This is a genomic window from Mammaliicoccus lentus, assembly GCF_947036595.1.
GTDB classification, from domain to species: Bacteria; Bacillota; Bacilli; order Staphylococcales; family Staphylococcaceae; genus Mammaliicoccus; species Mammaliicoccus lentus.
The window spans coordinates 2,373,438-2,389,688 of record NZ_OX344834.1 but is presented as its reverse complement, the minus strand read 5'-3'; the positions used below and the strand labels follow the sequence as shown (position 1 = coordinate 2,389,688).

The 16,251-nt window shown below is 32.0% G+C and carries 14 protein-coding genes; 13 read left to right on the top strand and 1 reads right to left on the bottom strand.

Annotation, left to right across the window (positions count from 1 at the left end; all coding sequences use genetic code 11):
- The first annotated feature begins 334 nt into the window (after nt 1-334).
- From ACNMOQ_RS11865 to melB, 3 genes are all read left to right on the top strand, one after another.
- On the top strand, nt 335-1,219 hold the full coding sequence (locus ACNMOQ_RS11865; protein WP_416349872.1) for an AraC family transcriptional regulator: 885 nt from the start codon (nt 335-337) through the stop codon (nt 1,217-1,219).
- 189 nt (nt 1,220-1,408) lie between these two features.
- Complete coding sequence (gene melA / locus ACNMOQ_RS11860; RefSeq protein ID WP_416349871.1) at nt 1,409-2,707, top strand: alpha-glucosidase/alpha-galactosidase; 1,299 nt, start codon at nt 1,409-1,411, stop codon at nt 2,705-2,707.
- 88 nt (nt 2,708-2,795) lie between these two features.
- Entirely contained in the window at nt 2,796-4,169 is a 1,374-nt protein-coding gene (melB, locus tag ACNMOQ_RS11855; protein WP_103269255.1) for a melibiose:sodium transporter MelB, read from the top strand.
- Nucleotides 4,170-4,250: 81 nt separating this feature from the next.
- Here melB and ACNMOQ_RS11850 read toward each other — a convergent pair whose 3' ends face one another.
- Entirely contained in the window at nt 4,251-5,195 is a 945-nt protein-coding gene (locus ACNMOQ_RS11850; protein ID WP_416349870.1) for a nucleoside hydrolase, read from the bottom strand.
- Between the two features lie 184 nt (nt 5,196-5,379).
- On the opposite strand from ACNMOQ_RS11850, the gene adcA reads away from it, so the two are divergent.
- From adcA to celB, 10 genes are all read left to right on the top strand, one after another.
- Nucleotides 5,380-6,981 carry a zinc ABC transporter substrate-binding lipoprotein AdcA gene (gene adcA / locus ACNMOQ_RS11845; protein ID WP_323710652.1) on the top strand — a complete coding sequence of 534 codons (1,602 nt, stop codon included), beginning with the start codon at nt 5,380-5,382 and terminating at the stop codon, nt 6,979-6,981.
- 133 nt (nt 6,982-7,114) lie between these two features.
- Complete coding sequence (locus tag ACNMOQ_RS11840) at nt 7,115-7,873, top strand: class I SAM-dependent methyltransferase (RefSeq protein WP_416349869.1); 759 nt, start codon at nt 7,115-7,117, stop codon at nt 7,871-7,873.
- Between the two features lie 107 nt (nt 7,874-7,980).
- Nucleotides 7,981-8,712: a class I SAM-dependent DNA methyltransferase gene (locus ACNMOQ_RS11835; RefSeq protein ID WP_416349868.1), complete on the top strand. Its 732-nt coding sequence runs from the start codon at nt 7,981-7,983 to the stop codon at nt 8,710-8,712.
- Between the two features lie 64 nt (nt 8,713-8,776).
- The gene (locus tag ACNMOQ_RS11830) at nt 8,777-9,691 is read left to right on the top strand and encodes a DUF7916 family protein (protein ID WP_416349867.1); all 915 of its coding nucleotides are present in this window, start codon (nt 8,777-8,779) and stop codon (nt 9,689-9,691) included.
- A 295-nt stretch (nt 9,692-9,986) separates the two neighbouring features.
- Entirely contained in the window at nt 9,987-11,417 is a 1,431-nt protein-coding gene (locus tag ACNMOQ_RS11825; RefSeq protein ID WP_064204794.1) for a 6-phospho-beta-glucosidase, read from the top strand.
- A gap of 18 nt (nt 11,418-11,435) precedes the next feature.
- Entirely contained in the window at nt 11,436-11,753 is a 318-nt protein-coding gene (locus ACNMOQ_RS11820) for a PTS cellobiose transporter subunit IIB (RefSeq protein WP_016998452.1), read from the top strand.
- A gap of 35 nt (nt 11,754-11,788) precedes the next feature.
- Nucleotides 11,789-13,780, top strand: a complete 1,992-nt coding sequence (locus ACNMOQ_RS11815; protein WP_016998451.1) for a BglG family transcription antiterminator — start codon at nt 11,789-11,791, stop codon at nt 13,778-13,780.
- 16 nt (nt 13,781-13,796) lie between these two features.
- A complete protein-coding gene (locus ACNMOQ_RS11810; RefSeq protein WP_416349866.1) occupies nt 13,797-14,120 on the top strand; it encodes a PTS cellobiose transporter subunit IIA in 324 nt (107 codons plus the stop codon).
- A gap of 13 nt (nt 14,121-14,133) precedes the next feature.
- Nucleotides 14,134-14,637 (top strand): hypothetical protein, encoded by a 504-nt coding sequence (locus tag ACNMOQ_RS11805; RefSeq protein WP_016998449.1) that lies wholly within the window; start codon nt 14,134-14,136, stop codon nt 14,635-14,637.
- A 20-nt stretch (nt 14,638-14,657) separates the two neighbouring features.
- Nucleotides 14,658-16,013 carry a PTS cellobiose transporter subunit IIC gene (celB, locus tag ACNMOQ_RS11800; protein ID WP_016998448.1) on the top strand — a complete coding sequence of 452 codons (1,356 nt, stop codon included), beginning with the start codon at nt 14,658-14,660 and terminating at the stop codon, nt 16,011-16,013.
- Nucleotides 16,014-16,251: the final 238 nt, after the last annotated feature.

The window sequence follows — 16,251 nt, the reverse complement described above, 5'->3', positions numbered from 1 at the left end:
ATAAAGGAGCGGGAGAGAAATCCCTAGCTCAAAATGATTCTCCTAATCCGTTAGATTTTTATTAACGGATTAGGAGAATTTATTTATATGGGAGTAGGACAGAAATCTCATTTTGTATGAAAATTCCTAGTACCACCCCAGTGAGCTTCATTCTAACGTGCTTGTTTGTAAACACTAGCCCGTTAGAAAATGTAACGTGCAAGACTGAAATATCTAGCCCGTTAGAGACGCAACTCCCTACAATTGTTATGTCTCAGACGCTTATTTTATTATACTAATTATTAGTTTCATGATTTCGAATATATAAAGTTATAAGAAATTTGGGAGGATTACTATGGAAAAGACGTTTAAACATAATGCTTATGGTTTTAAATTTAAAGGAGACTATCAAAATAAAATAGCTGGATTGAACTCTGTTGGATATGAGCTACGTAAAGAACATGACTATCATTGGCATGGTTTACATAGAGGAGAGAAAGATGTCTATATTTTTCAATATACCTTAAAAGGAGAAGGTGCTTTAAGTATAAATGGACGCACACATAGTATAAAACCGGGTGAAGCTTTCTTTGTTCGTGTGCCGAGTGATCATAGATATTATTTACCTAAACATTCAAGCGAATGGGAATTTCTTTATTTCACTACATATGGTAAAGAGGTCGAAAAGTTATCACAGCACGTTTTTGATAATTATGGACACGTATTTAAGTTATCCATTCACTCAGCTCCTATACAATATATATTAGAAACAATTGAAAAAGTTGAAACACTAGGTATTAATCATGGCTATGAAGCTTCTGCAAGTGCTTATACGTTTATGATGAAATACATAGAGTACTTAGAATATGGTCAGCAGCAACCTAACAACTATCCTCTTTCTATAGCTAAGGCTATTCAATTTATTGAAAAGAATTATAAAGATGATATTTCTTTGGACGATATTGTAGAAGTTACTGATTTATCAAAATATCATTTTACAAGAGAGTTTAAAAAGTACATGAATGATACACCTATTAACTACCTAGCAAAAATAAGAATTAATAAAGCGCTTACGTATTTATCCATGAATGAAAAAAACATAGAATGGATAGCTCTTGAGGTTGGATTTAGCTCGAGTAATTACTTTAGTAAAGTGTTTAAAAAGGTAACTGGCGTATCTCCTAATAGTTATAGAAGAGAAACAACAGTGATGGCGGTAAATAAAATATTCTCAGACTAAAACAGCAATATATTACTCTTTTTAAAAATATTTACGATTGAATATAGTTCGATTTACAACTAATCTAGATATAAGCTATAGCGGTTACAAAATAATTTTCATAAACTTGATTATTATTTTTTAATTAAAAATATATTAGTTTTATAAAACATTTTAGTGAATGAACTATTGCTAGGAGGAGTAAATATAATGAGTAAAATAACATTTTTAGGCGCTGGCAGCACGGTTTTCGCAAAAAACATATTAGGTGACTGTATGACTGTAGATGCGTTACAAGATTTTGAATTTGCATTATATGATATAGACGAAGAAAGATTAAACGATTCAGAAATGATGTTAAACAACTTGAAAAATGGTATGAATTCTACTGTCAAAGTAAAATCATATAAAGATCGTAAAGAAGCATTAAGAGGAGCAAAATATGTTATTAATGCGATACAAGTAGGTGGTTATGACCCAGCTACAATTACTGACTTCGAAGTACCTAAAAAGTATGGGCTAAGACAAACAATCGCAGACACTTTAGGTATTGGAGGTATTTTCCGTAATTTAAGAACAATACCTGTTATGCAAGAATTCGCAAAAGACATGAAAGAAGTTTGTCCAGATGCTTGGTTCTTAAACTATACGAATCCTATGGCTGTTTTAACAAACATCATGTTAAAAGAAGGCATCAAAACTATTGGACTTTGTCATAGTGTGCAAGTTTGTGCGAGCGAACTGTTAGAGGCATTAGAACTACCAACTGATCGCATTCAAGCAAAAATTGCAGGTATTAACCACATGGCATGGTTACTTGAAATAACGCGCGATGGCGAAGATTTATATCCAGAAATTAAAAAACGTGCTAAAGAAAAGCAAAAAACAACACATGACGACATGGTTCGTTTTGAATTAATGGATAAGTTTGGATATTACGTCACAGAATCATCTGAACATAATGCTGAATACCATCCATATTTCATTAAGAGTCAGTACCCAGAATTAATTGAAAAATTCAATATACCATTGGATGAATATCCAAGACGTTGTGTAAATCAAATTGAAGATTGGCAACATATGCGTGACGATATTGTAAACAATCAAAACTTAACGCATGAACGTTCACACGAATATAGTTCTTATATCATCGAAGCGATGGAAACAAATAAACCTTTTAAAATTGGTGGAAACGTATTAAACACAGGTGGATTGATTAGTAATTTACCAGAAAATACAGTAGTTGAAGTTCCTTGTTTAGTAGATGCTAGTGGAATTGCGCCTACTTACGTTGGTGAATTACCAGAACAATTGGCTGCACTGAATAGAACGAATATTAATACACAGTTGCTAACAATTGAAGCGGCATTAACACAAAAGAAAGAAAAAATTTATCAAGCAGCTATGTTAGATCCGCATACAGCTTCTGAATTGTCTATGGATGATATTATTTCACTTTGTGACGATTTAATTGAAGCACATGGCGACTGGTTACCAACTTACGAATAATAGTGAAATCAACAATAATATCAGACAAAAATATCACACTATTTTGTAAGCGCTTTTAAATGGTGTTATAACTCAAGGGGGGCTTTTTTTGGAAAGGCAAGTAACCCGTAAAGCAAAATATTCTTTCGGTATCGGTGCGTTTGGTAAAGACTTAGTTGTTGGCCTTACAGGAACATTTTTAATGTTTTACTTCACCGATGTTTTAGGTATTGCAGCAAGTTTCGTAGGTACATTATTTTTCGTTGCGCGTATTTGGGATGCTATTAATGACCCGGTAATGGGAATGATTGTAGATAAAACAAAAACTAAATGGGGTAAATTTAGACCATGGTTAGTTATTGGTACGTTAATCAACTCTGTTGTAACAGTTATTATGTTCACAAACTTTGGGTTAACTGGAACAAGTTTATATGTATTTGTATCAATACTCTATATTTTATGGGGAATGACATACACGATGATGGATGTTCCTTATTGGTCTTGGTTGCCTAATTTAACGAATAACCCAGTTGAAAGAGAAGAAGTTTCAATCATACCACGTGTATTCGCGAGTATGGCTAATTTACTTATCGGTACGGCTGGACTAGCTATCGTAATGTATTTTGACAATATATTTGGTAACGGCGATCAATCTGCAGGATTCTTTGTTATGACAGCTATTATAGCTGTAATATTCGTCATTGCGATATTAATTACTGTAAGAAACGTATACGAAGCACCTACAAATATAGATACAGGCATCACTTTAAGATTTAAAGACATATGGAGAATTTTATTTACTAATAAAGAATTGTTAGCATATATAGGTATTTTAGTTACATTTTTCTTGAGTCTGCAAATTCTAGGTAACGTGGCTATATATTATTTTAGCTATGTAGCAGAATCTAAAGCATTATTCGCATTATTTAATGCGATGGGATTCATGGAAATTATAGCATTGTTACTATTCCCTAAAGTTGCTAAATGGTTAACGAGAGAAGCTGTATTTCCAATAGCAGCAATTTCTTTAACTATAGGATTAATTATTATATTATTTGCTGGTTATATCGCACCAACAGCAGCAATCCCTGTTATGGTTGGAACAGCGTTTATTAAAATAGGAACTGGCTTTATTATGGGAATTATTACAGTATCTATAGCAGACGTTATAGACTATAGTGATATGAAATTTGGTCAAAGAAATGAAAGTGTTATTACATCTACACAAACATTTTTAATGAAAACAGCAATGGCTGTCGCAGCACTATTTACAGGCTGGGGACTAGATTTATTTGGTTATCAGCCAGGCGAAGTTCAAACTGAACACACAAAAAATGGATTGCGTTTTATTATGATTGCATTGCCAATCATAAGTGTTATCGCTAGTTATATCATTTATAAATTTAGTTATAACTTAAAAGGCGACTACATAAGAGATGTAGTAAATGTATTAAACCTTCGTAATAAGAAAAGAAAGTTATAATATAGGAAATGTCTTGGAGAATATGAACAAGGCTCCCAATTACTTGGATTGGGAGCCTTGTTTTTATTGGATAAAGGTATTTTATTCTGAGTAACTTCTTAATGTATTATCCATTAAATCCCATGCTAAATCGAGATTAACAGCTGTTGTAAATTGAGCGTTTGCTTCTTTATTATACGTGTCATTTAAATCAACTGACATAGTACCGTATGTTAATTCGCTTTGATTTTCAATTTGGATGTATGTTTTTTGTAACTCAAATATTTCTGGATTTAATAAATATAAGATTGTACAAGCGTCGTGTATAGGACCGCCATCCATATCAAATTGTGATTTATATGTAGATTTAAAGAATTTTAATAATTCTACAACGAAATTAGAAACTTTATTATCTATTTTACTGAAGCGGTCGATAACTAAATCATCTGCTAATAATTGATGTGTTGCATCTAAACCGAAGACTACAACTGGGATACCACTTTCAAAAACTCTTCTAGCTGCTTCTGCATCTACCCAAATATTAAATTCAGCAGTAGGTGTCCAGTTACCGAATGTGCCACCGCCCATAATTACGATTTCATCAATGTTCTCTGCAATTTTAGGTTCTCTAATAAGTGCCATTGCTACGTTTGTAAGTGGGCCAGTAGCAACCAATGTAACAGCTTCATCGCTGTTTAAGACAGTTTCCACAATAACATCTACACCATGTTTATCAGTAGATTTGAGATTAGGTATTTTAGGTAACTCTGGACCATCTAATCCACTTTCACCGTGAATACTTTCAGCAAACTCTGCTTCTTTAATAAGAGGTCTTGTAGCACCTGTTGAGACTGGAATATCTCCTCTATTAATAATATCTAATACGTTTAATGCGTTATTTGTATTCTTATCGACTGATTGATTTCCTGCAACTGTTGTGACTGCTAATATGTCTAATGGACTTGTTTTAGCACCTGCTAATATTAGAGCGATAGCATCATCGTGTCCTGGATCACAGTCCATAATAATTTTTCTTTCTTTTGCCATTTTATTAACCCTTCCTTCTTTATAAAAGATTCTACACTATTATACTAAAACGTTTACATTACAACAAAGTAAACGTTTCTTTATATATAAATGTAATTATTTTGAAATGTAGTCTTGTGTTTTTGTGAATTAAAGTTTATAATTTTAAATCGTAAACGTTACTATTTGAAGAGGAGTGTTTTAGATGAAGAAATGGACGGGCTTATTTGCAATCATTTTCGTCTGTGCAATGTTACTTGCTGCATGTAACCAAGGCGACAGTAACAAAGGTAGTAAAAGCGACTCAGATAAATTACAAATTAAAACAACAGTTTATCCGCTAAAATCTTTTATTGAACAAATCGGTGGAGAACATGTTGAAGTAGAATCTATTTATCCACCAGGTACGGATTTACATAGTTATGAACCAACACAAAAAGATATTTTAAATGCGAGCAAAGCAGATTTATTCGTATACACTGGTGACGATTTAGATCCGGTTGCGAAAAAAGTCGCATCTACTATTAAGAAAGATGATAAAAAATTATCATTACAAAATAGTATTGATCAATCTGAATTATTAACTGATCAACATGAACATGGTGAAGAGCATGACCATGAAGGGCACGATCATGAGCATGGTGAAAGTCATGAAGAACACGAACATGAAGGACATGATCACGAACATGAACATCATCATCATGGCGGTTATGACCCACACGTATGGTTAGATCCACAAATAGACCAAGATTTCATCAAAGGTATTAAAGATGAATTAGTTAAAAAAGACCCAGATCACAAAGATGAATATGAAAAGAATTTCAAAAAATTAAATAAAGATTTAGAAAATATCGATAAAGATATGAAGAAAGCAACAAAAGGGCATGAGGGAGATACTGTATTCATTTCTCACGAATCATTGGGTTATTTAGCTCATCGTTATGGATTCGTACAAAAAGGCGTACAAAGTATGAATGCTGAAGATCCGTCACAAAAAGAATTAACTGAAATTGTTAAAGAAATTAGAGATACAGATGCAAAATATGTATTGTATGAAAACAATATTTCAGGAAAAGTAACTGACACAATTAGAAAAGAAACAGATGCTAAACCACTTACATTTAACAACATGGAATCATTATCGAAAGAACAATTAAATGACAAAGATATTTCTTATCAATCATTTATGAAAGAAAACATTAAAAACATCGAGAAAGCTTTAAATGATAAAATTAAAACTAAAGACGAGAAAAAAGAAGCAGCACATGATAAAGCAATTGAAAATGGCTACTTCAAAGATAAACAAGTTAAAGATCGTGAACTATCAGATTACGAAGGTGACTGGCAATCAGTTTATCCACTTTTAAAAGACGGTACACTAGATGAAGTATTTAAACATAAAGCTGAAGACGGTAAAATGTCAGCTAAAGAATACAAAGAGTACTATGACAAAGGATATAAAACAAACGTAGAAAACATTAAAATCGAAGGTAATCAAATCAGTTTCACTAAAGATGGAAAAACATCAACTGGTGAATATGAATATGATGGTTACGATATTCTTAAATACGAAAAAGGAAATAGAGGCGTAAGATATACCTTTAAATTAAAAGGTGACTCAAACGATGACTTACCTAAATATGTACAATTTAGCGATCACAATATCTATCCTAAAAAATCAGCTCACTTCCATATCTTTACTGGAAATGACAAAGATAAAGTATTAAAAGAATTAGACAACTGGCCAACATATTACCCTTCAAAACTGTCTAAAGATGAAGTTAAAGAAGAAATGTTAGCTCATTAATAACAAAAAGCAGAGAAACCTTATTGAATTGAGGTTTCTCTGTTTTTTATTTTTGGTATTTGATTATATTGTGACAAGTTTAGAATAATGATTTAAACTAATAGTAAAATAACCCAAAAAGGGGATAGATAGTATGTTTGGTTATTATAGTAAACTTTCTTCAGAAGTCTACGATATTGATAAATATATCGGACATTCATTTGGTGATGTAGAATTTTATAAAGATAGATTAAAATCTTGTACGGGACCTATTCTTGAACCGGGAGTTGGTACTGGGAGGCTACTCATTCCTCTTTTAGAAGAAGGTTTGAAAGTTACTGGCTTGGATTTCTCGGAAGAAATGTTAGAAATATGTAGAAAAAACTGCGAAATACAAGGATTGAATCCTAAGATATTTAAAGGGAAAATGGAATCATTTTTATTAAATGCAGAATATGAAGCCATAATTGTGCCTACTGGAACATTTTTATTACTACATGAAAGAGAAGATTCCTTTAATGCTTTAAATAATTTTTATAATCATCTTGCTGATGGTGGTAAGTTGATTGTAGATATATTTTTACAAACGGACTTAAAGGTTGGCAATACCTCAACTAGAGTTTGGGAAAATCAGAATTCCGAAAAAATCACATTAGAGAGTAAATTAATTGAGATCGATTATATCCATCAACATACAACATCTCATAATAGATATGAAAAATGGCGTAATGGTGAATTGATACAAACAGAATTAGAACAATTTTCGATTCGTTGGTATGGAATTGAAGAATTTAAAATGATACTTGAACATATCGGATTTGAAAACATAATAATTTCAGCTGACTATGAACATGGAAAATATCCTACAAGTTCAACACAAACTATAACATTTGAAGCTACTGCTAATAAATAGTGACACCGGAAGTTGAAGGAAATCATTGGTCACATCAATGACTACAATCATCAATATTAGGGGATTGGTGTATCCATTATAATTAATATTTGAAAGGGGCTTTAAATGTGAATAATATATATGACCATTCGGATTTCTTTGAAAGTTATAAGAAAAAAAGACAAAATGATTTGAGTTACAATGAAGTAGTCGAGATGCCTGAAGTAAAGCGTGCTATGCCTGTGATAAAAGGTAAAGCAGTGTTAGATATTGGATGTGGTATGGGGAATTTAATTCAATATATTTTGGATTATGAACCTGCAAGGGTAGTAGGTATAGATCAGTCTCAAAAGATGATAAGCGAATGTCGGAAACATTTTAACAATGAACAAGTGGATCTTCATTGTACAAATTTTATGGATTTTAAATGCGAAGAAACTTTTGATGTTGTTGTCTCGTCACTCGTATTACATTATATAGAAGACTTTAATTTATGTTGTCAAAAAATCAGTGAATTGTTGAATAAAGATGGGACGTTATTATTCACAATGGAGCATCCTATACAAACGGCTACAATGGATCCGGAAGTAAAGAAAGAGGATAGTGATGGTGTTTATTTAAGAATGGAACATTACTTTGATGAAACAAGTCGAACTTCATATTGGTTGGATCAAAATGTTAAAAAATATCATCATACAATCGAAACAATTTTTAATAATTTAATTCAGCATGGTCTTGAAATTCAATATGTTAAAGATTTAGGTCAATCAGAGGAAGTTTTTCAATATTTTGATGAGAAACGAATTAATAAATTAAAGCAATTTCCTCCATTTTTAATGGTTAAAGCTAAGAAACAATAATTATTTGACTAACCATGTGTTTCTATATATCGTTAAACTGTATAAATTGCGGAAGGGTGATTGTGTGGAAAAACGTTTGATAAGTGCTAATGCATCTGATATTTCAAAGTTTACGAAAGAAGAACTAAAACAAAGCATTAAAGCTAGTGAAGGTAGAACAGTGTTAAGTGAGAACATTGTTGTACACGATCCAGCGCTTGTACTAGATGTTACAAATGCAGAAATGGCAACCGCTTTTGGTGCGGATATGATTTTATTAAATGCTTTTGATGTCGTGAACCCAGAAATAAAGGGATTATATAACAAAGAATATCAAGGTACCGGAGAGCCAATTAAAGATTTAAAAAATCTAGTAGGCAGACCTATTGGCGTTAACTTAGAACCTGTAGATGACGAAGCCAAAATGGCCGAATCGAAATTAGAAATATCGTACGGTAGAAAAGCAACAGAAAAAACATTTAAGCACGCAAATGAACTAGGATTTGATTTTGTATGTTTAACAGGTAATCCAGCCACAGGTGTAACGAACCTAAATATATTAGAAGCAATCGAAACAGCAAAAAATCATTTTGATGGATTGATTATAGCGGGTAAAATGCACGGTTCAGGTGTAGACGAAGCAGTAGTCGATTTAGAAGTTGTAACTCGATTTGTAGAAGCGGGTGCTGATATCATACTTGTACCAGCAGTAGGAACAGTTTGGGGTGTGTCCGAAGAAGAAGTTCGTGAAGCAGTAAAAGTTGCACATCAACACGGAGCGCTTGTTATGAGTGCTATTGGAACATCGCAAGAAAGCGCAGATGAATCTACTATTAAAGAAATGGCTATAAAAAATAAAACATTAGGCGTAGACATACAGCATATTGGAGATGCAGGATACGGTGGTCTAGCACCAGTCGAAAACATATACGCACTAAGCAAAGCGATAAGAGGACAAAGACATACAGTCTCAAGAATAGCACGATCCATTAATCGTTAATAAGAAAATAAAAACGAACCACCACTCAATTAAAGAAGAATTGAGTGGTGGTTTTTTGTGAAATAAGGATAAACTACGTTGCACGTGGGTGTCCTCTTGAAAATTAGCTTATCGTTATTGACACGTTTGGTGAGAAAAGACAATAAGGCCATCGTTATTCTCGAAATATTATATTTCCGTATTCAATACATAACTTCCGGAGTAATACGGAAGTATCCAAGATGCTATACCTCGCTGTAAACGTTTACAATAAAAGTGTATCTAATATAACAAGTTCACAAGGAGGAAGAATTGAATGTCTAAATTACGCGATGACTTTCTGTGGGGTGGAGCTGTTGCTGCTCACCAACTTGAAGGTGCTTGGCAAGAGGATGGTAAAGGAATTAGTGTTGCTGATGTTATGACAGCAGCTTCTCATGGTCATCATAGAGAAATTACCAATGGTGTAATCGAAGGCAAAAATTACCCGAACCATGAAGCGATAGATTTTTATCATCGATATAAAGAAGATATTAAATTATTTAGTGAAATGGGCTTCAAATGTTTTAGAACATCTATAGCTTGGACAAGAATATTCCCAAATGGTGATGAGTTAGAACCAAATGAGAAAGGCCTTCAATTTTACGATGATCTATTTGACGAATGTTTAAAATACGGTATCGAACCAGTCGTAACACTTTCTCATTTTGAATTGCCTTATCATTTAGTAACAGAATATGGTGGTTTCCGAAACCGTAAAGTAATAGATTTCTTCGTTCGTTTTGCAGAAGTTTGTTTTAAACGTTATAAGAATAAAGTTAAATATTGGATGACATTTAATGAAATAAACAACCAAGCTAATTACAACGAAGATTTTGCGCCTTTTACAAATTCAGGCGTGAGATATAAAGAAGGTGAAGATAGAGAACAGATTATGTATCAAGCTTCACACTATGAACTAGTTGCAAGTGCTAAAGCGGTAAAAATTGGTCATGATATTAATCCTGAATTCGAAATAGGTTGTATGATTGCGATGTGCCCAATTTACCCTGCAACGTGTAATCCTAAAGATATATTAATGGCTCAAAAAGCTATGCAAAAAAGATACTATTTTACAGATGTTCATGTACACGGTTCTTATCCAAGTCACATGCAGCAATATTTCAAGAATAAGTCTTTTAATTTAGATATTACAGAAGAAGATTTGAATGATTTACAGGAAGGAACTGTAGATTATATTGGCTTTAGTTACTATATGTCATTTGCAATTTCACATGAACAATCTAACGAATATTATGATTATGTTGAAACGAGAGATTTAGTAAGAAATGAATATGTAAAAGCTTCTGACTGGGGATGGCAAATTGATCCAGAGGGGTTACGTTTTTCGTTGAACTGGTTTACTGATATGTACCAATTGCCTTTATTTATTGTAGAAAATGGTTTTGGTGCAATTGATGAAGCTGGGGAAGATGGCATAATACATGATGATTATCGAATAGAATATTTGAAAGCACACATAGAACAATTTATTAAAGCTGTTGAAGAAGATGGTGTGAACTTAATGGGTTATACACCATGGGGATGTATAGATTTAGTTTCTGCAGGAACTGGAGAAATGAAAAAGCGTTATGGATTTATTCATGTTGATAAAGATAATGAAGGTAATGGAACTTTAGAGCGGTCTAGAAAAGATTCATTCTATTGGTACAAAAAAGTCATTCAATCTAACGGTGAAAATTTATAAAAATCGGAGGTAATAAATATGAAAAAAGTATTAATAATTTGTGCAGCAGGAATGTCATCTTCACTGATGGCAAAGAAAACAACAACATTTTTAAAAGAAAAAGGTCATGAAATAGAAGTGGATGCAATTTCAGCAAATGAAGGTGGAAAAATGATTGAAAAGCAATCATTTGATTTATATTTAGTCAGTCCACAAACAAAAATGTATTATAAAAAGTTAAAAGAAACAGGTGATAAAGTAAATAAACCTGTTGTTAATATACCAGCACAGGCTTATGTTCCAATTCCAATGGGGATTGAAAAATTAGCAAACCTGATTTTAAAAGAAACAGAATAATCAGTATAATATTCTCTATGAAATGAGGGAAGCTTATGCTAAGTCAGAGAGAAATAGATATACTCAGTTATTTATCACAACGACGCAATGAGTTTGTTAAAAGTTCAGAAATAGCATCAATGTTAGAGATATCAGATAGAACAGTTAGAAAATACATCAAACAACTTAAACCCGAAGTTCAAAAGAACGGTGCCACACTTATCTCAAAACAAGGATTTGGTTACTTTTTAAAGGTAGATTTAGTGATAGAGTTTGAAAAATTTTTAAAACAATATTTATCTTTAGATGAATCTAAACAAGAAAATATCAATGATGCAAAAGATCGACAGTATTATATATTGAATTTACTTCTTTTTAATAAAAAATGTATGACTATTGAGAAATTAAGTAATCAATTGTATATATCACGATCTACTATTTCACAAGATATTTCAAGTATAAAGAAATTAATTGCGCATTATAATTTAGAACTTGTTAGTAAACAGCAAAACGGTCTAGTTATAAAAGGTGATGAAAGAGATAAAAGACATTTTATAATGGATTATTTCTTGGGAAATAGTTTTTTTAGTTCGATAAATAAGTATTTTCAAGATACACCACTCTTACAACAAATTAATATGGAAGAATTAGCAATCATTGTTGTGGATGAGACGAGAGAATCAAAAGTTTATTTGTCAGATTATATATTGCAAAACTTAGTATTACATTTAGGTTTGATGATTAGAAGGCTTTTGGATGGATATTCTTTAAATACTATTACATCTAATGAAGAAGTATTAACAGAAAAAGAGATGATTGTAGCTAAAAAAATCCTTTCTAGAGTCGAAAGGATTTATCAAATTTCTTTTCCTGAAGAAGAAGCGAAATATATAAGTTTGCATATTATGAGTAAAGGTACAAAACAGTTACAAAGTCACTCACAAAGTAATTTGTCTAAACGTGTTGAAAAGATTTTGAAAGAGATTGAAACAGATTTCGACTATCCAATGTCTTCAGACAATCAATTATTATATGGACTTGTTACTCATTTAGAACCACTTTTGAAGCGAGTTCAAAATGGAATACATTTAGAGAATCCTATTTTGAATGATATACGAAATCAAAATAATGATGTACTTGAAATGACAAGGCAATATTTTAGTCAATTACAAGAATTAAAGGACCAAAATGTGAGCGATGGCGAGTGGGCATATTTAACGCTTCACTTACTAGCAGCTATAGAAAAATATGAACAGCGAGAAAAATTAAATGTATTGATAATTTGTGCGACTGGATATGGAAGTGCACAAGTATTAAAAGTTCGTGTTGCACGAGAATTTAACATGCAAATGAACATTGTAGATGTCATTAGTTATTATGAAATAACGGATAAAAAGCTAGAATCAATAGATTTAATTATATCTTCTATTGATTTATCAACAATTGTATTTAAAGTACCTGTCATTCAAGTGAATGTATTGTTAAATGAAGTAGATATAAGAAATATTAATACATACATTCAACAGCAAGACACGAAACGATTGCAGAGTCATCAATTGGAAGATAAAGATAACGTGCAGTTACAGCAATATAGTTATTATTTTGACCAATATTGTAGCGATTATTTATTTAATTATATTGAAGGATCAATAGACAAAGAAAGTATTTATAATCGCCTAATTCAACAATTAAGTATTAAAGAAGATAGAGATTTTGAATGTAAGCTGAGAAATCAACTTGCCTATAGAGAAGAATTAAGTACGGTGTTATTTAGTGAGGCAGTAGCAGTGCCGCATACTGCCCAACCTGTAGGAGATTATTCGAGTATTGCAGTTGCAATTATTCCTGAAGGTATATATTGGAATGATGCATATCAGAACATTAAAGTGGTCATCATGCTTTCTCCTTCAAAATATAATGATAATGAATTAAAAACGATTATCGATGTCATAGTAAATTTGATCGACTCTGAAGAAAATATACAGAAGCTGATGGAATGTAAAACTTATCAAATGTTTAAAGATTTTATGATAAATCAATATCGTTAATAAAGGGGATTAGCTTATGGAACAGGAAGATATTCAAGTAGTTGCGTTTGAGATTATTTTACACAGTGGAACAGCTCGAACGACGATACATGACGCATTTAAAAATATGCGTGAAGAAAATTATGAAATTGCATTTGAACAGTTAGAAGATGCTAATGAAGAGATTACGTTAGCACATCAATCACAAACTGAGTTATTACAGAAGTATGCGTCTGGTGAATCTATCAATATGGAAATTATAATGGTTCACGCACAAGATCATCTCATGACGACGATGACTTTAAAAGAAGTTGCATCTGAAATGTTACACCTTTATAAAAAAGTAAATGAAACTGCTTAAATGAGGGATGAAAATGAATAAAAAGACAAAAGCAACATTTGAAAAGAATAGAAAAGAGACGAGTATAAAGTCTATGTATTTCAATCGATACTTATTGGTGAGATACGCTTCAGCACTATTTTTCTTTTCTAATTTATATTGGTTTTTCTATCTTATAACGAGTCGTTCATGGACATTTGTTATACCTCTTCTAATGATGATTATCATTTTAATTAGCGTAGCAGAACAAGTGAAAATGTATGGAAATCACTCTAATAATGCTAAGTATACGTTTTATTGTTTTAGGATTTTAACTGGCGTGAATTTATTGATCATACCAATTGTTTTATTTACACCGATGTTTGAACAGTTATATCCATTTATGATTAATCAATACGCATCAAGATTACTCATTATTTGTGTTTTAGCAGTTGGTATTTTAATAAGTGGATTTATTTTATTTAGATTAAACAATATTAGACAAGACAAAGATTGGCACTATAAACGATTGAAAAAATTTGAAAATGCTATGAATTAACATAGAAAAGGGGTCTTTTTATGGAATCAGAAAATAAAGTATTCGCATTTTTAGAGAAATACTTGATGGGTCCGATGGGGAAAGTAGCTTCGTTTAGAATAGTAAGAGCGATTATGGCCGCTGGGATGGCGTGTATACCTTTTACGATTGTAGGATCTATGTTTTTAGTATTAAATGTTATACCACAGACTTTTACGTTTTTAGAAGGATTCTGGAACAGTACGTTTTTTAAGATTGGCGATTTATACATGTTAGCCAATAAAGCGACAATGGGAATATTAGCATTATATTTCTGTTTAGTTATTGGATATGAATATACGAAGATTTATGCTGATGAAGAAGATTTAAATGTTAACCCATTAAACGGAGCATTGTTATCAATGTTTGCTTATTTTATGGCCATCCCACAATTAGTGATGGAAGATGGCAAAATGGTTTTGGTTAATATTGCGAATAAAGATATGAATATATTTAAAGGTTGGGAGATGTCTGCAGATGGTGTGACTAGACTAGGTACAACTGGGATATTTACAGCAATTATTATGTCTATTATTGCAGTACAATTGTATAGGTTATGTGTGAAACGTAAATGGATAATTAAAATGCCAGAAGCAGTACCAGAAGGTGTTTCAAGATCATTTACAGCGCTTATTCCAGCATTTTTAGTAGCGTTTGTCATATTAACTTTTACAGGTATACTAGTAGCATTTAATACAGATATTTTTAAAATTATTGCAGTTCCCTTTGGTTTCGTAGTTAACTTAACGAGTAGTTGGGCTGGTATACTAGTCATTTACTTCTTAATACATGCACTTTGGATAGTAGGTATACATGGAGCAAACATTATTGGTGCTTTTATTACACCAATTGTATTATCAAATATGCAATTAAATATTGATGGTGCGAATATACCATTTGCAGGTGAGTTCCAAAATACTTTTGTAATTATAGGTGGATCTGGTGCAACACTAGGTTTATGTCTCTTTATTGCATTGTTAGCAAAGTCAGAACAATTAAAAGTATTGGGTAAAGCTTCATTAGTTCCTGGCATATTTAATATTAATGAACCCCTCGTGTTTGGATTGCCAATAGTTTATAACCCGTTTTTAGCGATACCATTTTTCTTAGCACCTATGGTTTCAGCATCAATTGGATATTGGACAATTAAATTAGAACTTGTAAAACCAATCATTGCACAAGTACCATGGCCGTCTCCAATTGGTTTTGGCGCATTTATAGGCACAGCAGGTAGTTTAATGGCAGTATTTGTATCAATAATATGCGCTATAGTCGCATTCTTAATTTGGTTACCATTCATTAAAATATATGACAGTAAATTAGTAGAACAAGAAAAAGGTAATGATGCTTTAATTTAATAGATGAACGAGAGAGCGTGACAGGAATCTCATTATAATGAAACAGTCCGAGACATTTATATATGCCTTGGATTGTTTTTTATGTATAAGCGCTTGGAATGGACTCATAAAAGTTGCAAGACGAAGGGAGCATGTACTTAGCGTTTTCCTTATTGCCAAGACTCATAAGAAAAGGCAACAAGGCCATCAAAATATTCTGATTTGTCTAACCAACTCTCTATATGCTCAATATCTTCTT